A 22553-nucleotide genomic window follows, 5' to 3' on the forward strand; every position below is an offset into this window, starting at 1 on the left:
CCGTGGCACCGTACCCCGAATGGACGGGTGCGTCCCGCCGGTCCGGCACCACCAGCGGACCGGCGGGCGGCACGCCCGGCCCCCACGACCGCGGACAGCCGCACGAAGGACGCCGGGCCGCCGCGCCGGGCCGGACGTGGGAGTACACGGGTTACGACCCCGGCCAGGAGCCGCTGAGGGAGTCGCTGTGCACGCTGGGCAACGGCTACTTCGCCACCCGCGGCGCCTTCCCGGAGTGCGCCGCGGACGGCGTGCACTATCCGGGCACCTACGCCGCCGGCTGCTACAACCGGCTGACCTCCGAGGTCGCGGGTCGCCTCGTCGAGAACGAGGACATGGTCAACCTCCCCAACTGGCTGCCTCTGCGCTTCCGGCTCGAGGGAGGCGAGTGGATCACCCCGGACACGACGACGGTGCTCGAACACCGCGTCGTGCTGCACCTCGCGTCCGGCCTGCTGGAACGGCGGACCCGGTACGGCTTGGACGCCGACCGCGTACTGACGGTGCGACAGCAGCGCCTCGTGCACATGGCGGACCCTCATCTGGCCGCGATGCGGACCGAGTTCACCCTGGAGGGCCACTCCGCCGGCCTGGAGGTCGAGGCTGCCCTCGACGGTGGCGTCACCAACGCCGGTGTACCGCGGTACCGCGATCTGGACGGCCACCACCTCACCCATGTGCAGACCGGCACCGGCACCGCGGACACGGTGTGGCTGCGCTGCCGCACCCGTACCTCGGACATCCGCATCGGCATGGCGGCCCGCCTCACGTCGGGCGACGTCCCGGTCGTCGCGCGGCACGAACAACTGCGCGCCGTCCAGGAGATCGGCCTGCGTCTGACCGCCGGGCGGACCGCCACCGTCGACAAGACGGTGGCCCTGCACACCGCGCACGACCGCGCGATCAGCGACCCCTTGCAGGCGGCGGTCGAGCGCGCGAGCGAGGCCCCCGCCTTCGACGAGCTCCTCGAAGCGCACCTGACGGCCTGGGACCAGCTGTGGCGCCGGGCCGACATCGACGTGCCGGGGGAGCCGGGAGCCATCCTGCGGCTGCATATCTTCCATGTGCTCCAGACCCTGTCGCCGCACACCGCCGAACTGGACGTCGGCGTCCCGGCCCGGGGGCTGCACGGTGAGGCGTACCGCGGGCACGTGTTCTGGGACGAACTGTTCGTGCTGCCGTACCTCAACCTCCACTTCCCCGAGGTCTCGCGCGCCCTGCTCGAGTACCGCCACCGCCGCCTGGGGCAGGCCTGCTCGGCCGCGCGGGCGATCGGCCGACGCGGTGCCCGGTATCCCTGGCAGAGCGGCAGCGACGGCCGCGAGGAGACACAGCGGCTGCACCTCAACCCGCGCTCCGGACGCTGGCTGCCCGACCACTCCCACCTGCAGTACCACGTCGGCTCGGCGATCGCGTACAACGTGTGGCAGTACTGCGAGTCCAGTGGGGACGCGGAGTTTTTGCACACCAAGGGCGCCGAGACGCTCCTGCAGATCGCCCGTTTCTGGGCGGACTCGGCCACCTGGGACGATCACCTCGGACGGCACCGCATCCTGGGCGTGATGGGGCCCGACGAGTACCACGACGCCTACCCGGACAGGCCAGATCCGGGCCTCGACGACAACGCCTACACCAACATCACGGCCGCCTGGGTGCTCGCCCGCACCCTGGAGGTGCTGCGTGCCCTGCCCGAGCCGCGCCGCCGTGAACTGGCCGAGCGCGCGGGCCTGGACGGCGGTGAACTGGAGCAGTGGGAGGACGTCTCACGCACGCTGTACGTGCCCTTCCACGACGGCGTCGTCAGCCAGTTCGAAGGCTACGGCGATCTGGCCGAACTCGACTGGGACGACTACCGCAGGCGGTACGACGACATCCGGCGCCTGGACCGCATCCTGGAGGCCGAGGGCGAGACCGTCAACCGCTACAAGGCGTCCAAACAGGCCGACGTGCTGATGCTCGGCTATCTGTTCTCCCCCGCCGAACTGCGAGCGCTGTTCCACCGCTTGGGACACCGCCTGGACGACGAGACCTGGCTGCGCACCGTCGACTACTACCTGGGACGCACCAGCCACGGCTCCACGCTCAGTGGCCTGGTCCACGGCTGGATCCTGGCCAGGGCCCGGCGCGCCGAGGCGTGGACGTTCTGCCAGGAGGCCCTGCGCGGCGACATCGCCGACGTCCAGGGCGGGACGACCGGCGAGGGCATCCACCTGGGCGCCATGGCGGGCACCCTCGACCTCGTGCAGCGCGGGCTGACCGGACTGGAGACCCGCGAGGGAGCCCTGTGGCTCGACCCGGTGCCGCTGCCGGAACTGTCCTCGTACGGCTTCGCCTTCCGCTACCAGGGCCACTGGGGCGTACGGCTGCGACTGCGGCACGGGCAGCTGGAGATCGAGGTGCCGCCGTCGGACCGCTCGCCCATCGACGTCCAGCTCGCCGACCGGTCCGTGAGCGTCCAGCCCGGGGAGACGTGCCGCCTGCTCCTCCAGGAGTGACACGCCGGAGGCGTCCGCACCACGACTCGCACCGACGAAAGGGGCCGACGGGCCCCGAGCCGGTGCCTGGCGGCCCTGCTGCGGATCCGCTGCCGGGCGGACGCTGAGGGGGTGGGGGAGAGAACCGAGTCTGTGGAGGTGCACGTCATGCTTCCGCCCGTTGTCGCCGCGGTGGATCGTTCCGCCGAGAGCCTGGCCGCCGCCGAGTGGGCGGCCCACGAGGCCGTTCGCCGGGAGCGGCCGCTACAACTGCTGCACGCCTGGAACTGGCACCCCCGGCAGGGAGAGGGTGAAATCGCCAACGCCGCCCAGCGGCAGCTCTCGCGACGCGTGTTGCGACAGGCCGAGCTGCGTGTCCTCGCCACGTGCCCCGACGTGCGTCTGCACGACGCGCAGGCCGAGGGCCCGGCGACCGCGGCGCTGCTCAACGCGGCCGAACAGGCCGACGTACTGGGATGTGCCGAAGCCGGCCTGGCCGGGGCCCTGTGGACCCCGGCCCGGCCGGATCTCTCCCCTCGTCGCGGTGACCGCGTTCAGCGGCCGTAGTAGGCCGCCCGCATGATCTCCTGCATGTCGTCCAGCATGGGCATACGGGGGTTGGCGGGCGCGCACTGGTCCTCGTAGGCGTTGAGGGCCTGCTGGGGCAGGGCATCGAGGAACGACTGCTCGTCGACTCCGGCGGCCTGGAACGTCGGCTCGATACCCACGGCGGCGCGCAGGCGCTCGACGGCGGTGGCGAGGGACTCCACGCCCTCGGCCGCGGTGGCGGCGGGCAGCCCCAGCGCCCGCGCGATGTCCTGGAAGCGCTCAGGGGCCCGGTAGTTCTCGTACTTGGGCCAGCCGGTCAGCTTGGTCGGGACGCTGCCGTTGTAGCGGATGACGTGCGGCAGCAGGATCGCGTTGGTACGGCCGTGGGCGATGTGGAAGGTCGCGCCGACGGTGTGGGACATGGCGTGGACTATCCCCAGGAAGGCGTTTCCGAAGGCCATTCCGGCGATGGTGCCGGCGTTGTGCATCTTCTCCCGGGCCTCGGGCGACCTGTCGCGGTTGTTCACCGCCGCCTCGATGTTGCCGAAGATCAGGCGGATCGCGTGCAGGGCGAGGCCGTCGGTGAAGTCGTTGGCGTAGACGGAGACGTACGACTCGATGGCGTGGGTGAGGGCGTCGAAACCGCTGTCGGCGGCCAGGGCCGGCGGCAGCGCGGTGGTGAGCAGCGGATCGACGATGGCCACGCTCGGGGTGAGCGCGTAGTCGGCCAAGGGGTACTTCTTGCCGGTGGCCGGGTCGGAGATGACCGCGAACGGCGTGACCTCGGCGCCGGTTCCCGAGGTGGTCGGCACGCACACCAGGCGGGCGAGCGTTCCGAGGGTCGGGAAGCGGAAGGCGCGCTTGCGGATGTCGGAGAACTTCTGTCGCATGTCGGCGAAGTCGATGTCGGGGTGCTCGTACAGCAGCCACATGACCTTCGCCGCGTCCATGGGCGAGCCGCCGCCGAGCGCGATGATCGTGTCCGGGCGGAATTCCCGCATGAGGCGGGCGCCGCGCTGCACCGAGTCGATGCTGGGCTCGGGTTCGACGTTGTCGATGATCTGGAGGGTGACCGGGTCGCGGCGGCGCTGAAGGACGCGGGTGATCCTGTCGACGAAGCCGAGGCGGGTCATGGTCCCGTCGGTGACGATGGTGACGCGGTGCACGTCCGGCATGGAGGTGAGGTAGCGGATGGCCTGCGGCTCGAAGTAGATCTTCGGGGGGACCTTGAACCACTGCAGGTTGTTGCGGCGGGTGGAGAGGCGCTTGACGTTGAGCAGCTGGGCGGCGGAGACGTTGTTCGACACCGATGTGCTGCCCCAGGAGCCGCAGCCGAGCGTCAGCGACGGCAGCAGACCGTTGTAGATGCCGCCGATCGCTCCCTGCGAGGACGGGGCGTTGACGATGACCCGCACGGTCTTCATGCGCATGCCGTAAGCCTCCGCGAGGGCTCGGTCCTCGGTGTGGACGACCGCGCTGTGGCCCTGGCCGTGGAAGGCGACCATGTCCGCGGCCAGGTCGAAGCCGTGGCGCTCGTCCCCGGCGCGCAGCACGGCCAGTACCGGGCACAGCTTCTCCCGGGTCAGCGGCTCGTCCGGTCCGACGCGGTCGGCTTCCACCAGGATGAGCGAGGTGTGCCGTGGTACGGCGAACCCGGCCTGCTCGGCGATCCACGCCGGGCTCTGGCCGACGGCCGCCGCGTTGACCTTGGGCTCGCAGCCGGCACCCGCCTTGTGGTCCACCGGGAACAGGAACGCCTCGAGCTTCGCCTTCTCCTGCGCGGTGGCAAGGTGGGCGTGCAGGGCGCGGAATTCGGTGAGCGCCGCGTCGTAGATCTCGGTGTCCAGGATGACGGCCTGCTCGGAGGCGCAGATCATGCCGTTGTCGAACGACTTCGACAGCACGAGGTCGTTGACGGCCCGGCGCAGCTTGGCGCTCTTGTGCACGTAGGCGGGGACGTTGCCCGCGCCGACGCCGAGGGCGGGTTTGCCGGCCGAGTAGGCGGCCTTGACCATGGCGTTGCCGCCGGTGGCGAGGATCAGTGAGACGCCCGGGTGCCGCATCAGCGTGTTGGTCGCCTCGACCGAGGGCGCTTCGATCCACTGCACGCAGTGTTCGGGAGCGCCTGCGGCGACGGCCGCGTCGCGCACGATCCGGGCCGCCTCCGCGCTGCACCGCTGGGCCGAGGGGTGGAAGGCGAACACCACCGGGTTACGGGTCTTCAGCGCCATCAGCGCCTTGAAGATCGTGGTGGAGGTCGGGTTGGTGACGGGTGTGATCGCGCAGACCACGCCGACCGGCTCAGCGATCTCGACCATGTCCTCGATGTCGTCACGGGCGATGACACCCACGGTCTTCATGCGGCCCATGCTGTGCGTGACGTGTTCGCACGCGAACATGTTCTTGGCCGCCTTGTCCTCGAAGACCCCGCGTCCGGTCTCCTCCACCGCCAGGCGGGCCAGCGCGGTGTGCTGGTCCAGAGCGGCGACCGAGGCCTTCTTCACGATGTGGTCGACCTGATCCTGGGTGAGGCCCTCGTAGTCGGCGAGGGCCTTGAGGCCGGCCATGACCAGCCGGTCCACGGCGACCATGGTGTCCGAGGGAGCCTCGGCGCCGACCGGGGCCTCGCTCGGGGAGTCGTGTCGGGTCATGGCAGCGAGCCTCCGTTGTCGGGTTGCCGTGGATGCACGGCGGTGGCAGGGCGGGAGCGACGCCACGGGGGGGGGTGACGCCGCTCCCTGTCTTCACTGTGCTGCGGATCGTGGTCCCGCCGCAGGCGCCGAAGGTCCCCGTCCGAGCCCGTCCGGCCCGCCCCCACAGGGCCTGTCGGCCCCCGCCCGTGATGGCCTCACCGGCGTCCGGACGCCGAGGAAGCCGCCTGCGTCGAGCAGTCGTCGACGCGGAACGTCAGCCCGTTCACCACGCCCACGACGCCTTCCGTCCGCCATGCCGCGCGGACGGCCTCCGGGACCTGGCTGCGCGACTCCACCCGACCCGCGAGGGTGACGACGCCGTCCCGTACGGAGACGAGGACGGCCTCGGGCGACAGCCCCAGAACTTTGACCACGACCTCCTCACTCACCTGACGGCCCAGGTCGTCGTCCGTGCGCAGGAAGACGCGGAGCAGGTCCCGGCGGGTGGCGATGCCGATGAGACGGTCCTCCTCGTCGACGACGGGCAGCCGCTCCACGCCGCGGCGCTCCATCAAACGGGCCGCGTCCGGGACGCTCTGCTCCGGGTGCACGGTGATCGCGGGGCTGGTCATCAGGTCCGCGGCGGTGGCGCCGCCGACCGGACTCCGAGGGGATCGGTGCGCCTGCGCGCGCACCAGGTCGGTCCCGGAGACCACCCCGAGCACTTTGTCGTCGTCGTCGATCACCGGCAGACCACTGATCCGGTGATGGTCGAGCAGCCTTACGACTTCCTTGAACGGCGTCGCCCGGCGTGCCTCGACGACGTCGCTGGTCATCACTTCGCCGACGGTGCGGTGTGTCACGGTGGTTCTCCTCACGGGCGTGGCGGGGAGGCCGGAGCCGGGATCGGTCTTCGGTCCCCCGCCGTTTCGGGCACGGGCCCGCAGGCCCCTACTGCTGCGGGCCGCCGCGCCACGGAGGCGGCGTGGCCGTCCTGCGGGTCACGTCCCCGCGGTGCGCTACGCGTTCGGTTCCCTCGCGCAGCCTGTCGTGCAGTCGGTCGGCGAGTTCGCGGGCGCTCGCCTCGCGGGCATGAACGACCACGAGGTCGGCTCCCACCCGGATCTCGGCGGCGGCGGACCAGGGCAGTTCGACGTGGTGGGCGACGGCCCTGGCCACGCGTACCTCGCCGATGACAGCCGGGAGCCCGCGCCGGTCGAGCGCGGCACCGACCTTCTCCCGCAGGTACGCGAGGGACTCCTCGTCCACGTCGCCGTCGGCGCGCACCCGCACGGCGGTGGCGACGTCGTCCGTAGCTGTGTCCTTGGCGCTCATGTGATCCGCTCCTTGTGATCGTTTCCGGTGCACCTCAAGACTGCTGGGTGCGAAGGCCCCTGTCCCAGGGTCGGCCGACCCTGGGACAGGGGCCGAGGGTCCCGCTCACCTGCTGTCGCTGACGTCGGCCGTTTCCAGCGCCGCCCGTCCGGCCTCCAGGCGTGCCACCGGGACGCGGAAGGGCGAGCAGGAGACGTAGTCCAGGCCGGCGGCGTGGAAGAAGTGCACCGAGTCGGGGTCGCCACCGTGCTCGCCGCACACCCCGATCTTCAGGCCGGGCCGGGTGGCGCGGCCCTCCGCGACGGCGATGCCGACCAGTCGGCCCACGCCCTCCCGGTCGAGCGTCTCGAACGGGGAGGAGGGGAAGACGCCCTTGTCGAGATAGGCCGAGAAGAACTCCGCCTCCACGTCGTCCCGGGAGAACCCCCAGGTGGTCTGGGTCAGGTCGTTGGTGCCGAAGGAGAAGAACTCCGCCTCCTCGGCGATCCGGCCGGCCGTGAGCGCCGCCCTGGGCAGTTCGATCATGGTTCCGACCGGGCAGGCGAGGGCGACGCCCGATGTCTCGGAGACCTCGCCGAGCACTCGTTGCACTTCCTCGCGCACGATGCGCAGCTCGCGGACGTCACCCACGAGCGGAACCATGATCTCCGCCCGGGGATCGCCGCCTGCCAGGACGCGTCGTGCGACGGCCTCGCCGATCGCCCGCACCTGCATGGCGACCAGTCCGGGCACGACCAGGCCGAGGCGCACGCCCCGCAGCCCGAGCATCGGGTTCTCCTCGTGCATGCGGTTCACCGCCGTCAGCAGTTCGACGTCGCGCGCGTCCGGCAGATCGCCGCGGGCCTCCGCGGAGGCGATCCGGACGGCGAGTTCGGTGTGGTCCGGGAGGAACTCGTGCAGTGGCGGGTCCAGGAGCCGGATGGTGACCGGCAGGCCGTCCATCGCTTCCAGGATGCGGGTGAAGTCCTCCCGCTGGAGCGGCAGGAGAGCCGCCAGGGCACGGTCGCGCTCCGCGTCCGTGCGGGCCAGGATCATTTCCTCGACCAGCTTGCGGCGGTCGCCGAGGAACATGTGCTCGGTGCGGCACAGACCGATGCCCTGCGCACCGAACCGGCGCGCCCGGGCGGCGTCTTCGGGCGTGTCGGCGTTGGCGCGCACCTCCAGGCGCCGGACGGCGTCGGCCCGGCGCAGGGCGCGGGCGACCCCGTCGACCACACCGGCCGCGCCCTCGTCCGCGCGACCGTCCTCCAGGAAACGCATGACCGCCGAGTCGACCAGCGCCACCGGACCCGCGTACACGGCTCCGGCGGTGCCGTCCACCGAGACGACCGTGCCCTCCTCCACGACGGTGCCGTCAGGTGTGGTGAAGCGCCGGCCTCCGAGGTCGACGGAGAGTTCCTCGGCGCCGCACACACAGACCTTGCCCATGCCGCGGGCGACGACGGCCGCGTGGCTCGTCTTGCCGCCTCGGCTCGTGAGCACCGCCTGGGCGGCGATCATCCCCGGCAGGTCGTCGGGGGTCGTCTCCTGACGGACGAGCACCACCTTCTCGCCGGCCGCGGCGCGCCGTACGGCCTCCGCGGAGTCGAAGACCGCCGCACCGACCGCGGCACCGGGCGAGGCGGGTATGCCGTGGGCGAGCGGATCACCACTCGCCGAGATGTCGAAGCGCGGGAACATCAGCCGCGCGAGACTCTCGCCGCTCACCCGGGCGAGGCCGTCGTCCGCGGTGATGAGCCCCTCGTCGGCCAGCGCGGCGGCGATGGCGAAGGCGGCCTCCGCGGTGCGCTTGCCCACTCGGGTCTGGAGCATCCACAGAGTGCCCCGTTCGACGGTGAACTCGATGTCGCACAGGTCCCGGTAGTGCCGCTCCAGGGTCTCCATGTGGGCGCGCAGCCGGGCGAACGCGTCCGGGTTCAGGCGGCCCAGTTCGTCCAGGGGGACGGTGTTGCGGATGCCGGCGACGACGTCCTCGCCCTGGGCGTTGGCCAGGTAGTCGCCGTACAGGCCGGGGCGCCCGGTGGCCGGGTCACGGGTGAAGGCGACGCCGCTGCCCGAGTCGGGACCGAGGTTGCCGAACACCATGCGCTGCACGTTGACCGCGGTGCCGAGGTCGTCGGGGATGTGCTCGCGCCGCCGGTAGAGGCGGGCGCGTTCTCCGTTCCAGGACCGGAAGACGGCCAGCACCGCCCGGCGCAGCTGCTCGGCGGGGGACTGCGGGAAGTACTCGCCGGTCTCCAGGTGAATGAGGTTCTTGTACGTCTCCACGAGCTCGCCGAGGTCGCCCGCGTCGAGGTGGACGTCGTCCGGGACGGCGCGTACGTCCTTCAGCAGGGCGATGGCCCGTTCGAAGTGTGTGGCGTCGACCCCCATGACCGTGGTGCCGAACATCTGGACGAGGCGGCGGTAGGAGTCCCAGGCGAAGCGCTCGCTGCCGGAGACCTTGGCCAGACCGAGGACGGACTCGTCGTTGAGACCGATGTCGAGGATCGTCTCCATCATGCCGGGCATGGAGAACCGGGCTCCGGAACGGACGGACAGCAGCAGTGGGTCGTCCGGCTGTCCCAGCATCCGGCCCGCGGCGGCCTCGACGGCCGACAGATGCGAGGAGACCTCTTCCCACATGCCTGGTGGTTCGCCGCCGGAGTCCAGGAAGGCCCGGCAGGCCTCGGTGGTGATGGTGAACCCCGGTGGTACCGGCAGTCCCAGACGGGTCATCTCGGCCAGGTTCGCTCCCTTGCCGCCGAGCAGGCCGGCCATGTCACGGCCGCCCTCGGTGAAGTCGTACACGTAACGAGCCATGACGCTGTGCTCCTCGTATATGGGGACGTGATGCTTCCAGCGTCCGACCGGCATCCGTTCCACGCGAGGTGCCGGCAGTCCCGCGCACGGGGCCGGTCGGCCCGGAAGGGGAGGCCTTCGCCCGCTCAGGGCCTGACGGGCCCGTGTCCGGGCTGTTCGGCCCGTGGGCCCGCGCTTCCGCCGGGGACAGGCTGGGGGCGACAGCAGGTCCAGGGACCGGGAGGGACGCATCATGCTTCACGACATCGCCGTAGGGGTCGACGGCTCACCAGCGGGTCTCGCCGCCGCGCACTGGGCGGCCCGGGAGGCCGGGCGCCGGGGCACCGGGCTCAGCATGGTGCACGTCTGGCATCCCCACCCGCGCCGGGCACCGTACGTCCCTCTGGACCGCACGGAGCATCAGTGGGCCGAACAGATCCTCCGGGAGGCGGCCGATGCCGTCCGCGGGGCCCATTCGGGACTTCGGGTCACGGAGCGTCTCGTGTGCGACGCCACGGTCGCCGCCCTGGTCGGCGCCGCCGCCGACGTGGACCTGCTGGTTCTGGGCTCGCTGGGCCTCGGCGCCTTGGGCGGGTTCGTGACGGGATCCGTGTCCCAGCGTGTGGTCGCCCGGTCTCCGAAGCCGGTGGTGCTGGTGCGGGCGGGGCGCAGCGAGGCCGGCGAACACCTGCCGGCCGTGCACGGCATCGCGCCGGAGGAGATCCCCGAGACGCCCTACCGCCCGGTCGTGCTGGGACTGGATCTCGCGCACCCCTGCGACGAACTCGTCGAGTTCGCCTTCGACGCCGCCCGCCGACGCGGAACCGTCCTGCGGGTGGTGCACGCCTTCAAGGTACCGGCCCGCGCCGCCTTCGACCCGGCGGAGACCGCGGCACCCGCGGCCGCCCCCGGCCCGCCGCCGGGCCCCGAGGCGCTGGCGGCCACGGAAGGCGCCGTGACCGGGGTGCTGCGCCCCTGGCGCGAGAAGTACCCGGCCGTTCCCGTGACCCAGCTGGTCAGCGAGGGACGGGCGGCGGTCGCACTGGTGCACGCCGCGAAGGACGCCGGGCTCCTCGTGGTGGGCCGGCGTGCGAGCGGGCACCGGCTCGGCGCCCACACGGGACCGGTGGCGCACGCCGTCATGCACCATGTCGGCTGCCCCGTCGCCGTGGTCCCGCACGACTGAACCCGTCCGCCCGCGGTCTCACGCGAGACCGGCCGTGACAGCGGTTCACCCGTCGGCCGCCTCCCACCGCGCTCGCACGGCGCGCCGCCCACACGGCTTCGGCGCCCTGGAGCGGGCTCCAGGGCGCCGCTCGACCGGGCCCACGGCCGACGCCGAGCCGGCCGACGCCGAGCCGGCCGACGCCGAGCCGGCCGACGCCGAGCCGGTCGTCGACGCGGGGGCCGAAGGTCCCGGCGCCCCGGGGGCCGGGCGGGACCCGCGCGTGCACTGACCGGCACTCCCCGAGATCACCCCCGACGAGCAGCATCGACAGTGAGACAACGGCTCACCGAGAGGACCCGTGATGACCACGACGATGACAGCCGGCCCCCGGACCGCCGACGCCCGGCGGGAGTTCCGCGGCGGCACCTGGCGAGAGCGCATCGACGTGCGCGACTTCATCCAGGCCAACTACACCCCGTACGAGGGTGACGCGTCCTTCCTGACCGGTCCCACGGACCGCACCCGGGCCGTCTGGCAGCAGGTCAGCGCACTGTTCCCGGAGGAGCGGCGCCGCGGCATCCTCGACGTGGACACCTCCACCCCCTCCACGATCACCTCGCACGCCCCCGGCTGGATCGACCGCGACCGCGAACTGATCGTCGGCCTGCAGACCGACGCCCCGCTCAAGCGCGCGATCATGCCGAACGGTGGCCTGCGCATGGTGGAGAACGGCCTGAAGGCGTACGGCTACGAGGCCGACCCGTTCGTGAGCAAGGTCTTCGGCACCTACCGCAAGACCCACAACGACGGGGTGTTCGACGCCTACACGCCCGCGATGAAGGCGGCCCGCAGGGTCGGGATCATCACCGGCCTCCCGGACGCGTACGGCCGCGGCCGCATCATCGGCGACTACCGGCGCGTCGCGCTGTACGGCACCGACCGGCTGATCGAGGCCAAGCGCGCCGAACGGGCACTGCTCGACGCCCGGCCGTCGACCGAACACGTCATCCGGGACCGCGAGGAGCTGGCCGAGCAGATCCGGGCACTCACCGAGCTGACCCGTATGGCGGCGACCTACGGCTGTGACGTGTCCCGCCCGGCCACCACCGCGCGGGAAGCCGTGCAGTGGCTCTACCTCGGCTATCTGGCGGCGGTGAAGGAGCAGAACGGCGCGGCGATGTCGCTGGGCCGCACCTCCACCTTCCTCGACGTCTACCTCCAGCGGGACCTGGACGAGGGCCACCTCGACGAGGCAGGGGCCCAGGAGCTGATCGACGACTTCGTCATCAAGCTGCGGATCGTGCGGTTCCTGCGCACCCCCGAGTACGACGCCCTGTTCTCCGGCGACCCGACCTGGGTGACGGAGTCGATCGGCGGCATCGGCGAGGACGGCCGCCCACTGGTCACCCGCACCTCCTTCCGCTTCCTCCAGACCCTGTACAACCTCGGACCGGCCCCCGAGCCGAACCTGACCGTGCTGTGGTCGGGGCAACTGCCGGAGGGCTTCAAGCAGTTCTGCGCCCAGGTCTCCATCGACACCAGCGCCGTCCAGTACGAGTCCGACGACCTGATGCGTCCGCGCAGCGGTGACGACACGGCGATCGCCTGCTGCGTCTCCGCGATGGCCGTGGGCAGGCAGATGCAGTTCTTCGGGGCCCGCGTCAACCTCGCCAAGGCGCTCCTGTACGCCGTCAACGGCGGCCGGGACGAGATGACCGGGGACCAGATCACCCCCGAGATGCCCCCGCTGACCGGCGAATACCTCGACTACGAGGAACTGTCGGCGGCCTACGACAAGGTGCTGGACTGGCTGGCGCAGACCTACGTCGACGCGCTCAACGTCATCCACTACATGCACGACAAGTACGCCTACGAGCGCATCGAGATGGCCCTGCACGACTACCCCGTGCACCGCTTCATGGCCTGCGGCATCGCCGGCCTCTCGGTCGCCGCCGACAGCCTGTCCGCCGTCAGGCACGCCCGGGTGCAGGTCATCCGGGACGCCACCGGACTGGCCGTCGACTTCCGCACCGAGGGCGAGTTCCCGGCCTACGGCAACAACGACGACCGGGCCGACGCACTCGCCGTCGACCTGGTGGGGACGTTCATGGCGAAGGTGCGCAGGCACCCCACGTACCGGGACGCCGAGCACACCCAGTCGGTGCTGACCATCACCTCCAACGTCGTCTACGGCAAGCACACCGGCAACACTCCCGACGGCCGGCGGGCCGGGCAGCCCTTCGCACCGGGCGCCAACCCGATGAACGGCCGGGACCGGCACGGCGTGGCCGCCTCCGCCCTCTCGGTGGCCAAGCTGCCGTACGAACAGGCGCGGGACGGCATCTCGCTGACGACGACGATCACCCCGGAGGGTCTGGGGCACGTCCCCGACGAGCGTGCCGCTCACCTCGTGGGCATCCTCGACGCCTACACGGCCGCCGGCGGGTTCCACATGAACGTCAACGTCCTGAACCGGGCCACGCTCGAGGACGCGATGCGACACCCCGAGAAGTACCCGGAACTGACGATCCGGGTCTCGGGATACGCCGTCAACTTCGTCCGCCTCACCCGCGAGCAGCAGCTCGACGTGATCAGCCGTACCTTCCACGGATCGCTGTGAACACCGCCGTCGGCCGCACGACGGGCCGGATCCACTCCTGGGACCTGTCCACCGGCGTGGACGGTCCCGGGACCCGGTTCGTCCTCTTCGTCAGCGGCTGTCCGCTGCGCTGCCTGTACTGCGCCAACCCGGACACCTGGCACATGCGGGACGGACGGGAGGCCACCGTCGACGAGGTGATGGCGGAGATCGAGAAGTACCGGGCGTTCATCACCGCGGCCGGCGGCGGAGTCACCATCACCGGCGGGGAGCCGCTGCTCCAGCCCACGCTGACCGGCGCCGTACTGCGCCGCTGCAAGGAGGCCGGGCTGCACACGGCGCTCGACACCTCCGGCTTCCTCGGCGCCCGCGCCACCGACGAACTGCTCGCCGACGTCGATCTGGTGCTGCTGGACATCAAGTCCTTCGATGTCACCACCTACCGGAAGCTGACCGGCGGCGAAGTCGCCCCCACTCTCAACTTCGCCACCCGTCTGGACCGACTGGGCAAGCGGACGTGGATCCGGTACGTGCTGGTCCCGGGCTGGACCGACGACCCGGAGGCCATCGACGGGCTGGCCCGCTTCCTCTCCGGCCTCGACAGCGTCGAACGGATCGACATCCTTCCGTTCCACAAGCTCGGGGCCGCCAAGTACGACGCCCTGGGCATCCCCTTCCCCCTCCGCGACACGCCGGTTCCCGACGCGACTCTGGTGGACAGGGTCCGCGGTCAGTTCCGTGCGCAGGGGCTTACCGCCCACTGACCTGCGCGTCCGCCGGCGGGCGGCGTCGGCCGGCACCGGCCCTGAGAGGGACCGGTGAGCCCGGCCGGGGTCCGGGGCCGGGGCGTTCGACCCCGGCTGGGTGGCACCCCTCCGCGGCGCTCGAGCGGCGCCGGCCGGGAGCGGATCACGCCGCCGCGGACCGGTTCCCCGAACCCAGCGTTCCCCCCGGCCGGACACGCCGGCCCACCGGCCGTCGTGTCCGGCCGGGCACACGTGACCGTCCGTCGTGCGGAGGACGGTTCGGGGCAAGGACGCCGAGGCCGGTCGACGAGCGGCCCGGACGGTGTCACCGAAGTCGCGGTGACACCGTCCGGGCCGCGGTTTCGTGGGAGCGAGGAGGAAGGCGCCCAGGTCTACCGGCGGTGCATGGTTTCGAGCGCGGCGGCCAGAACGTGCGGGTCGTGGTGGCCCTTGTAGACCGCCGGCGGCTGTTCGGGGAGGTCGAGCAGCTGGGCCACGGCCGTCCAGGCGGTGCGCACGGAGTACTCGACGGTGAAGACGACGTCGTCGGGCACCTCCGCGAACTGGCCGATGAAGGCCAGGTTCACCGAGCCGTCGGGCACGACCTCGGGGCGGTCGTGCCGGCGGCGGGCCAGGAACTGACTGGTGATGTACGGCATGAGGCACGGCACGACCCTGGAGGTCCGCAGGACCCGCGCCCGCACCGCCTCGTCGAACGGCAGGTGGTGCAGGATCTCTTCGAGGATCTCCCTGCCGGAGCACATCGTCATCGGCTTCGGCGTGTGGTTGCCGGCGCGGCCCGGGAACAGGCCGTAGCCCCACCAGACGCAGACGCCGTCGGGCTGGTCGCGGTAGACGGGCTGGGACTGGGCGACGATGGTGATCAGCCAGTTCGAGCCGGTGAAGGTCATCAGGCCGCCCCGGCCGCTCTCGCGGCCACTGAACTCCGCGAGCGCGTCAAGAAACGCGGGGTCCTCGGCGGTGACCGTGAACGACTCCCAGCGGGACTCCTTGACGCGCTTGTCGAAGGCGGCGGGGTTCCCGAAGTCCGCGCGCCCTCGGGACAGCCGGTGCCAGAGCAGCCATGAGTCCGAGCGATGTGGGGCCGGGGGCGGCGCGGCGGTGTGCGAGCCGAGACTGGAGGCGTCGGTCATGGACCCGTTGGTCACCAGGACCAGGTCGTCGGGGGACACGGCGATCTTCTCGTCCTGTCCGTGCCGGGAGAGGCAGAGGGTCTCGACCGTGATGCTCCGGTGTCCGGGCGCGAGCCCGAGGTCGCTGACGTGGCAGCCGGTGTGGACGGTGACGCCCCGTTCACGCAGCCAGGCGGTCAGGGGACGCACGATGGAGTCGTACTGGTTGTAGCGGGTGCGCTGGATTCCCGACATGGAGGCGAACTCGGGAAGCAGGTGGATGAAGCGCCTGAGATAGCGGTGGAACTCGATCGCGCTGTGCCAGGGCTGGAAGGCGAACGTGGTGCACCACAGGAACCAGAAGTTCGTGGTGAAGAAGTGCTCGCCGAAGCAGTCGGTGATGCGCTTGCCGTCCAGACGGCCTTCGGGAGAGGCCAGGCAGCGGATCAGTTCCAGCCGGTCGCGCTCGGAGAAACCCATCGAGGCCGTGTCGACGATCTTGCCGTCTCCGTCGACGAGACGTGCGATGTCGTCCCAGGAGAACTCCTCGTGCGCCGACCGGATTTCCTGCGTGACCGACACCGAGGGATCGTCGAGGGAGGGGATGCCGGACAGCAGGTCGTACGTACAGCGGTACTCCGCCTCGAACATCCGCCCGCCGCGCATGGTGTAACCGGCTTCGGCCGTCCCGCCCGCGTCCAGGCTGCCGCCGATGTCCCGCTTCTCCTCGAAGAGGTGGATGTCCGAACCCTCGAACCCCCCTTCGCGGATCAGGAACGTGGCCGCGGCGAGAGCCGCGATCCCACTGCCCACCAGATAAGCCTTCGCCATCACGCCACTCCTCGGTCCGGTCACCTGGTCGGGGACCCACGGCCACAGCCTCTCCCGCGCCGGCCGGCGCGGTCAGTGGGCCATTGGTCACCCGTCAGGTCCGAACGGCCCGCAACGCGCCCCCGGCGAGCACGCGAAAGGCCCGGTCGGTGGTGTTCCACCGACCGGGCCCCGCACCCACCGCCGGCTCACGCCTCGGCGTGCGCCCGCAGTCAGGCCGCCGGACCGGGCAGCCACAGATCCGGACCGAAGACCTCGTAGCGGATGCTCCGGGCCGGAACCCCGGCGCGCAGCAGCTGGGCGCGGATCTCGCGCATGAACGGCAGCGGTCCGCACAGGAACACGGCGGAGTCCACGGGCACTTCGATGCGGTCGAGGTTCATCAGGCCTTCGTGGGCGTCCGGTTCCTCCGTGCCCGGACGCTCGTACCAGAACGCGGCGCGGGCGTTCGGCAACCGCTCGACGAGCCGGCGGGTGTCGGCGCGCAGGGCGTGTTCGGCGGGGGAGCGGTCGGCGTGCAGGACCAGCACGGGCCGGGCCGAGCCCAGGGCCTGGAGATGGGCCAGGATGCCGGTCATGGGGGTGCCGCCGATGCCCGCGGAGATCAGCGTCACCGGGGCGGTGGCGTCGGCCGGGTCGTCGAGGAAGACATCGCCGAAGGGAGCGGAGAGCGCCAGTTCGTCGCCCTCGCGGACCTGCCCGTGCAGCAGGCCGGAGACCTCGCCGTCCGGCGTTCCGGCGGTGCCCGCGACGCGTTTGACGGTGATCCGCCGCAGGTCCCCGCCGGGTTCGGAGGACAGACTGTACTGGCGCAACTGGTGCACGCCGTCGGCCATCCGGACCCGGACGCTCACGTACTGGCCCGCACGGGCGCGCGGCGCGGGCCGGCCGTCGGCGGGGCGGAGCAGGAAGGACACCACGTCCGGGGTCTCGACCCGGCGCTCGACCACCGTCCACTGCCGCCACACCTTGCCGGGCTCCACGCCCGCGTCCTGGTAGAGGCGGGCCTCACGGCCGATCAGGGCGCCGGCCATCAGCCAGTAGACCTCGTCCCAGGCGGCCGCCACCTCGGGCGTGACGGCGTCGCCGAGGACCTCGGCTATCGCGCCGAAGAGGTACTTGTGCACGATGGTGTACTGGTCGTCGGTGACGCCGACGGCGGCGTGCTTGTGCGCGATGCGGTCCAGCAGCGTGTCCGGGCGGGTGTCCGGGTCGTCGAGAAGCGCGGTCGCGAACCCGGCGATCGAACCGGCGAGCGCGCGGCGCTGGGCTCCGCTGGCCTGATTGCCGCGGTTGAACATTCCGTCGAGGAGTTCGGGCCGGTCGCGGAACATCGCGCCGTAGAAGCGAGTGGTGATCTCGTCGAGTGCGGCGCCCACGGCGGGCAGGGTCGCACGGATCACGGCGGCGGATTCTGCGGACAGCATGAAGCCTCCCGGGCAGGGGGATGAGGTGGGAAGTGCGGCCCATCGCATCGGGCGGCGTCTTCTGTGTACCAGGCGCCGGAGCGCGTTTCGGCGCTGTTTCGCGGCGCTGGGCGAACCAGGGCCGAACGGCCCTGCCGATTCGGGCGCATCGGCCCCGCACCCCGCTGCGGCACGGGGCCGAACGGCACCCGGACCACCACCTTGTCGGCCCTGGCCGGCCGGCGCAGGCACCGGCCCGCGTCGGACGCACCGGGGGACGGGGCGTCGGCCGCCTACCTGTCGCGGGACGCCGTACGGGCCTGGCGGTGGCCCCGCGCACGAGAGCACCGACCCCCTGCGAGCCGGTGAGCGCGCCCGACTGCACGAGGAGCGGGCGGCCGAAGCGCTGGAGGCGGCGCTGCGGGACGTCCCCGAGGATGGGGACGTGCGCCGGCGCACCGTCGAGGGCCACGCCCGGCAGGTGCTGGTCGACGCCTCGCACGGGGCCGGCCTGCTGGTCGTCGGGGCCGCTCGACGCGAGGGACACTTCGGGCCGCAGCTCGGCAGCGTCGCCCACGCGGCCCTGCACCGCTCCGGCTGCCCGGTGGCTGTCGTCCCGCACGACGCCTGACCGGACGGATCAGAGGCCCGCCGCGTGATCGGGAACGTACGTCTGCAGATCGCGCGGCGAGCGCTCGTAGCCGGTCGATGACGGCCGGGGCGGCAGCTCCAGCACCGGTGGGGGCACCTCGCGGTACGGCACGGAGTCCAGGAGATGGGCGATCATGTTCAGCCGGGCCCGGCGCTTGTCGTCGCTCTCCACGACGAACCACGGCGCCTCGGCGATGTCGGTGTGCACCATCATCTCGTCCTTGGCCCGGGAGTACGCCTCCCAGCGGGTGATCGACTCCAGGTCCATCGGGGACAGCTTCCAGCGTCGCAACGGATCCTCCAACCGGCGCCGGAAACGCTCCTGTTGCTCGGTGTCGCTCACCGAGAACCAGTACTTGCGCAGCAGGATCCCGTCCTCGACGAGCATCCGCTCGAAGATCGGGCACTGCCGCAGGAACCGCTGGTGCTCCTCCTTGGTGCAGAAGCCCATCACGTGCTCGACACCGGCCCGGTTGTACCAGGAACGGTCGAACAGGACGATCTCCCCGGCGGCCGGCAGATGCTCCACATACCGCTGGAAGTACCACTGGGTGCGCTGGCGCTCGCTCGGCTTGGGCAGCGCCGCGATCCGCGCCACGCGGGGGTTGAGGTGCTCGGCGACCCGCTTGATGGTGCCGCCCTTGCCCGCCGCGTCCCGGCCCTCGAACACCACCACCAGCCGCGCACCCTCGGCGCGCACCCACTCCTGGAGTTTCACCAACTCCGTCTGGAGACGCAGCAGCTCCCGCTCGTACGCCGCGCGGGGTACCTTCGCCGCCTTTGTGCCGGTCATGCCGCCTCCTTCGCCCGAGTCCCTGTGCCGATGATCCCGCACACAGGGACGTTCGGCCCGCTGTCCGGGGACTTGCAGCCCCTCTCCCGGGAGTTGGCGACGCGGCACATTGAAAGCGCAACGAGAGTCGACCACCAGCCGGCGCGCCACCCTCCCCGAAAGGGATGAGCATCATGGCACTTCACAACCACCCGCAGCGGCACCTGGGAATGGGCTTGCGGTCCCTGCGCCGGACGTCGGCTGCTCCCGCATCCTCCCTCGCCTCCGCCGGTGAGGCGACCGCCGTGGCCACGGCGACCCAGGCGTACGTGTTCGCCGGACTGCGCCTCCTGACCGGGTTCGTGTTCCTGTGGGCCTTCCTCGACAAGACCTTCGGACTGGGCTACGCCACCGGCTCCGGCAGGGGCTGGATCGACGGCGGCTCGCCCACCAAGGGCTTCCTCGGCGGTGTCGCCGTCGGCCCGATGGAGTCCACCTTCCACGCCTGGGCCGGTGCGGCCTGGGCGGACTGGCTGTTCATGCTCGGTCTCCTCGGCATCGGACTCGCCCTGATCGCGGGCATCGGCCTGCGGCTCGCCGCGGTCGCCGGCACCGCGATGATGGCGCTCATGTGGATCGCGGAGTGGCCACCCGCCAAGCACCTCTCCGACGGGTCGGCGAGCATGTCGACGAACCCGTTCGCCGACTACCACCTCGTCTACGCCGTCGTCCTCATCGGCCTTGCGGCAGTGGGCGCCGGGGCCACCTGGGGTCTGGGCAGGGCCTGGGCGCGACTGCCCTTCGTCAGCCGCAACCGCTGGCTGATGTGAGGCCGCACGCTCGTCCGGACCGTCAAGCACCTCCGCTCGTGGCGGCGGTGCTTGACGGTCGTTCGTGCACCGTGCGCCGGTTGAGGCAGGCTCGGAGGGGACAATTGTCAGAGACGAGTAGGGCCGAACGGCCCTGGCCCATCGGCCCGGGATCGAGCAGGATCTGCAGTGGACAAGCCCGTACCGCCCGTCGGGCGGGCGAGGCACGGCGCGCAAGGACGAACGATGCGGTACAAGGCGCAGAACAAGGAGCATTTGATGGCGGACGGCGAGCAGCCCGGACCCGGCAACCCGATCCGGGTCTTCCTGCTGGACGATCACGAGGTCGTTCGGCGCGGAGTGCACGACCTGCTCGACGACGAGCCGGACATCACCGTCGTCGGCGAGGCCGCCAATGCCGCCCAGGCCCTGGCGCGCGTACCCGCACTGCGCCCCCAGGTCGCCGTGCTCGACGTGCGCCTGCCGGACGGCGACGGTGTCACGGTGTGCCGCGAGCTCCGCTCCCAGATGCCGGACCTCGCCTGCCTGATGCTCACCTCGTTCGACGACGAGGAGGCACTGCTGGACTCGATCATGGCGGGCGCCTCCGGCTACGTACTGAAGCAGATCCAGGGCTCCGACCTGGTCTCGGCCGTGCGCACGGTGGCCGCCGGCCAGTCCCTGCTCGACCCCAGCGCCACCGCCAAGCTGATGGCCCGCCTGCGCCAGGGCCAGGAACCGCAACCGGAGCCCGACGCCCTGCCGGGCCTGACCGAGCGGGAGCGGGAGATCCTGGCACTGATCGGTGAGGGACTCACCAACCGCCAGATCGGCCAGCGGCTGTACCTGGCGGAGAAGACGGTGAAGAACCACATCTCCCGGCTGCTCGCCAAGCTCGGTGTCGAGCGGCGGATCCAGGCCGCCGTGATCGCCACCCAGGCCCAGGACCGGCTCAGGCACGAAGGCCGCTGAGACCGTCGGAGAGTCGTGGGGCCCAAAGGTCTCGCGGCTCGCCCGCGGACCGTCCGGCCCGGATGAGCGCGCCGGGCGGTCCCGGGGTGTGCCGTCCGCGGCACACCCCGGGCTCCCGCGCCGCCGCGCGAGGGTAAGGGGGCAGACCGGCCCCGGCTCGGGGACGATGGGACGTGGCGGGAGCAGCTCCGCGTGATCGGTTCCGGGAAGGGACACCGACGGTGCGCCGGAACGCAACCCGTGTCGATGACCGGGTGCCCGGCCGTTCGGACGGGTGTCACCCGGCGACGTGCGAGGAGGATGCCATGGCTGAGCGACCGCTCGAGTCGAAGATCGTGAGCACGCTGGTGGCCGAGGCCACCGCGGCGCCCTCCATGCACAACGCGCAGCCCTGGCGCTTCCGCTATCTGAGCGGCGAGCGGGTCCTGTTGCTGCGGGCCGATCACGAGCGGGCCATGCCCCGTTCCGACCCCGACAACCGGGCGCTGCACATCGGATGCGGCGCGGCGCTGTTCAACCTGCGTGTCGCCGCGGCGCACGCGGGCATCGCCCCCCGGACGACGCTGCTGCCCGAGCCGGCCGACCCGCTGCTGCTCGCCGCCGTCCAGCTGACCGACCCGGTGGACGACGCGGGCAGCGGCGAGCTGGTGCGGCTGCACCCCGCGATCCGGCAACGGCACACCAGCCGGCACCCCTTCGCCGAGAAGGAAGTCCCCGGGGAGGTGCGGGCCGCGTTGCAGGACGCCGCGGCGCGAGAGGGAGCCGCGCTGGACTTCCCCGGTCCCTGGCACGCCGAGACCGTCCTCGACCTGGTCCGCGACGCCGAGAGCCGCGACGTCATCGATCCGGACGTCAACGAGGACCTGGTCCGCTGGACGCGACTAGGAGCAGAGGCGGACACCGCCGTCGACGGCGTCCCCGAATACGCCTTCGGGCCGCGCAAGCGGGACGGCAAGGCTCCCGTCCGGGACTTCTCAGGCCGTCGGCCGGTGGCCGACCGCGGAACCACCACCTTCGAGCACATCCCGCTTCTCGCCCTGCTGAGCACTCCGGAGGACGGACCCGCCGACTGGCTGCGGGCCGGCCAGGCTCTGGAACGCGTTCTCCTGGAGGCCACGCTGGCGGACCTGGCCACGTCCTTGACCTCCCACGCTCTGGAGGACCGTTCGCTGCGTCTGCTGGCGCGCGACCCCGGTTCGGCCACCGGCCAGGTACAGATGGTGCTCCGCCTCGGCTACGGCCCGCGGGGCCCGGCCACGCCCCGGCGTCCGGTCCGGGACGTGCTGGACTTCGTCTGAGTGCGCCGGCTGATCAGAGCAGGCGCACGGGCGGGCGCCGGTCAGGCCTCGACGGGCCTCCGGATCAGGACGGCTCCGCGGCGGCGGGCAGCATGGTCAGCAGCATGACACTGGGCTCGGTGGCATGCACCGTGTGCGGCAGCCGGGCGGGCAGATGGATCCAGCTTCCGGGCCCTGCCTCGGTCCTCTCCTCGCCCAGCACCAGGTCGAGGCGGCCCTCGACCACCTGGATGATCACGGGCAGGGCGGACGTGTGCTCGGTCAGTTCCTGGCCGGCGGCGAAGGCGAAGCCGACCACGCGCAGGCGGTCGTCGCGGTACAGGACGCGACTGAGGGTGCCGTCCTCGGGCACGGTCAGTTCGGCGGTCAGGTCGGTGATCACTGTGGCAGTCATCG

The 22553-nt window shown here is 71.7% G+C and carries 17 protein-coding genes and 1 pseudogene; 10 read left to right on the forward strand and 8 right to left on the reverse strand.

Annotated features, from left to right (window positions below; genetic code table 11):
• Positions 1 to 2: 2 nt before the first annotated feature.
• Together P1P75_RS00115 and P1P75_RS00120 are read left to right on the forward strand one after the other, a co-directional pair.
• A complete protein-coding gene (locus P1P75_RS00115; protein ID WP_319250655.1) occupies positions 3 to 2495 on the forward strand; it encodes a glycosyl hydrolase family 65 protein in 2493 nt (830 codons plus the stop codon).
• Between the two features lie 147 nt (positions 2496 to 2642).
• Positions 2643 to 3041 (forward strand): universal stress protein, encoded by a 399-nt coding sequence (locus P1P75_RS00120; RefSeq protein WP_319250656.1) that lies wholly within the window; start codon positions 2643 to 2645, stop codon positions 3039 to 3041.
• On the opposite strand, the gene adhE is transcribed toward P1P75_RS00120, so the two are convergent.
• From adhE to ppdK, 4 genes are all read right to left on the reverse strand, one after another.
• Entirely contained in the window at positions 3029 to 5674 is a 2646-nt protein-coding gene (gene adhE / locus P1P75_RS00125; RefSeq protein ID WP_319250657.1) for a bifunctional acetaldehyde-CoA/alcohol dehydrogenase, read from the reverse strand. The genes P1P75_RS00120 and adhE overlap by 13 nt on opposite strands.
• 197 nt (positions 5675 to 5871) lie before the next feature.
• Positions 5872 to 6519, reverse strand: a complete 648-nt coding sequence (locus P1P75_RS00130; protein ID WP_319250658.1) for a CBS domain-containing protein — start codon at positions 6517 to 6519, stop codon at positions 5872 to 5874.
• A gap of 88 nt (positions 6520 to 6607) precedes the next feature.
• Positions 6608 to 6991 (reverse strand): hypothetical protein, encoded by a 384-nt coding sequence (locus P1P75_RS00135; RefSeq protein WP_319250660.1) that lies wholly within the window; start codon positions 6989 to 6991, stop codon positions 6608 to 6610.
• A gap of 105 nt (positions 6992 to 7096) precedes the next feature.
• Complete coding sequence (ppdK, locus tag P1P75_RS00140; protein ID WP_319250661.1) at positions 7097 to 9793, reverse strand: pyruvate, phosphate dikinase; 2697 nt, start codon at positions 9791 to 9793, stop codon at positions 7097 to 7099.
• Positions 9794 to 10025: 232 nt separating this feature from the next.
• On the opposite strand from ppdK, the gene P1P75_RS00145 reads away from it, so the two are divergent.
• The 4 genes from P1P75_RS00145 (at position 10026) to pflA (ending at position 14303) form a co-directional block, all read left to right on the forward strand.
• Positions 10026 to 10958: a universal stress protein gene (locus P1P75_RS00145; RefSeq protein ID WP_319250663.1), complete on the forward strand. Its 933-nt coding sequence runs from the start codon at positions 10026 to 10028 to the stop codon at positions 10956 to 10958.
• A gap of 34 nt (positions 10959 to 10992) precedes the next feature.
• Positions 10993 to 11229 (forward strand): hypothetical protein, encoded by a 237-nt coding sequence (locus tag P1P75_RS00150; RefSeq protein WP_319250665.1) that lies wholly within the window; start codon positions 10993 to 10995, stop codon positions 11227 to 11229.
• A gap of 72 nt (positions 11230 to 11301) precedes the next feature.
• The gene (gene pflB, locus P1P75_RS00155) at positions 11302 to 13560 is read left to right on the forward strand and encodes a formate C-acetyltransferase (protein WP_319250667.1); all 2259 of its coding nucleotides are present in this window, start codon (positions 11302 to 11304) and stop codon (positions 13558 to 13560) included.
• Positions 13557 to 14303 carry a pyruvate formate-lyase-activating protein gene (pflA, locus tag P1P75_RS00160; protein WP_319250669.1) on the forward strand — a complete coding sequence of 249 codons (747 nt, stop codon included), beginning with the start codon at positions 13557 to 13559 and terminating at the stop codon, positions 14301 to 14303. The genes pflB and pflA overlap by 4 nt, the downstream gene beginning before the upstream one ends.
• A gap of 374 nt (positions 14304 to 14677) precedes the next feature.
• Here pflA and P1P75_RS00165 read toward each other — a convergent pair whose 3' ends face one another.
• Both P1P75_RS00165 and P1P75_RS00170 read right to left on the reverse strand, forming a co-directional pair.
• Positions 14678 to 16249 (reverse strand): oleate hydratase, encoded by a 1572-nt coding sequence (locus P1P75_RS00165; protein WP_319250671.1) that lies wholly within the window; start codon positions 16247 to 16249, stop codon positions 14678 to 14680.
• A gap of 212 nt (positions 16250 to 16461) precedes the next feature.
• Positions 16462 to 17676: a globin domain-containing protein gene (locus P1P75_RS00170; RefSeq protein WP_319250673.1), complete on the reverse strand. Its 1215-nt coding sequence runs from the start codon at positions 17674 to 17676 to the stop codon at positions 16462 to 16464.
• A 285-nt stretch (positions 17677 to 17961) separates the two neighbouring features.
• Here P1P75_RS00170 and P1P75_RS00175 point away from each other — a divergent pair.
• Positions 17962 to 18286: pseudogene (locus P1P75_RS00175) on the forward strand (universal stress protein); the annotation flags it as partial.
• Between the two features lie 9 nt (positions 18287 to 18295).
• On the opposite strand, the gene ppk2 reads toward P1P75_RS00175, so the two are convergent.
• Entirely contained in the window at positions 18296 to 19099 is an 804-nt protein-coding gene (gene ppk2, locus P1P75_RS00180; protein WP_319250675.1) for a polyphosphate kinase 2, read from the reverse strand.
• Positions 19100 to 19272: 173 nt separating this feature from the next.
• On the opposite strand from ppk2, the gene P1P75_RS00185 reads away from it, so the two are divergent.
• The 3 genes from P1P75_RS00185 (at position 19273) to P1P75_RS00195 (ending at position 22157) form a co-directional block, all read left to right on the forward strand.
• On the forward strand, positions 19273 to 19908 hold the full coding sequence (locus P1P75_RS00185; protein WP_319250676.1) for a hypothetical protein: 636 nt from the start codon (positions 19273 to 19275) through the stop codon (positions 19906 to 19908).
• A 258-nt stretch (positions 19909 to 20166) separates the two neighbouring features.
• Positions 20167 to 20859: a response regulator transcription factor gene (locus P1P75_RS00190; RefSeq protein WP_319250867.1), complete on the forward strand. Its 693-nt coding sequence runs from the start codon at positions 20167 to 20169 to the stop codon at positions 20857 to 20859.
• Between the two features lie 305 nt (positions 20860 to 21164).
• Positions 21165 to 22157: a nitroreductase gene (locus P1P75_RS00195; RefSeq protein ID WP_319250678.1), complete on the forward strand. Its 993-nt coding sequence runs from the start codon at positions 21165 to 21167 to the stop codon at positions 22155 to 22157.
• A 64-nt stretch (positions 22158 to 22221) separates the two neighbouring features.
• Here P1P75_RS00195 and P1P75_RS00200 read toward each other — a convergent pair whose 3' ends face one another.
• Entirely contained in the window at positions 22222 to 22551 is a 330-nt protein-coding gene (locus P1P75_RS00200) for a cupin domain-containing protein (protein ID WP_319250680.1), read from the reverse strand.
• Positions 22552 to 22553: the final 2 nt, after the last annotated feature.

The organism is Streptomyces sp. ID05-39B, assembly GCF_033794725.1.
Taxonomy (GTDB): Bacteria; Actinomycetota; Actinomycetes; order Streptomycetales; family Streptomycetaceae; genus Streptomyces; species Streptomyces bobili.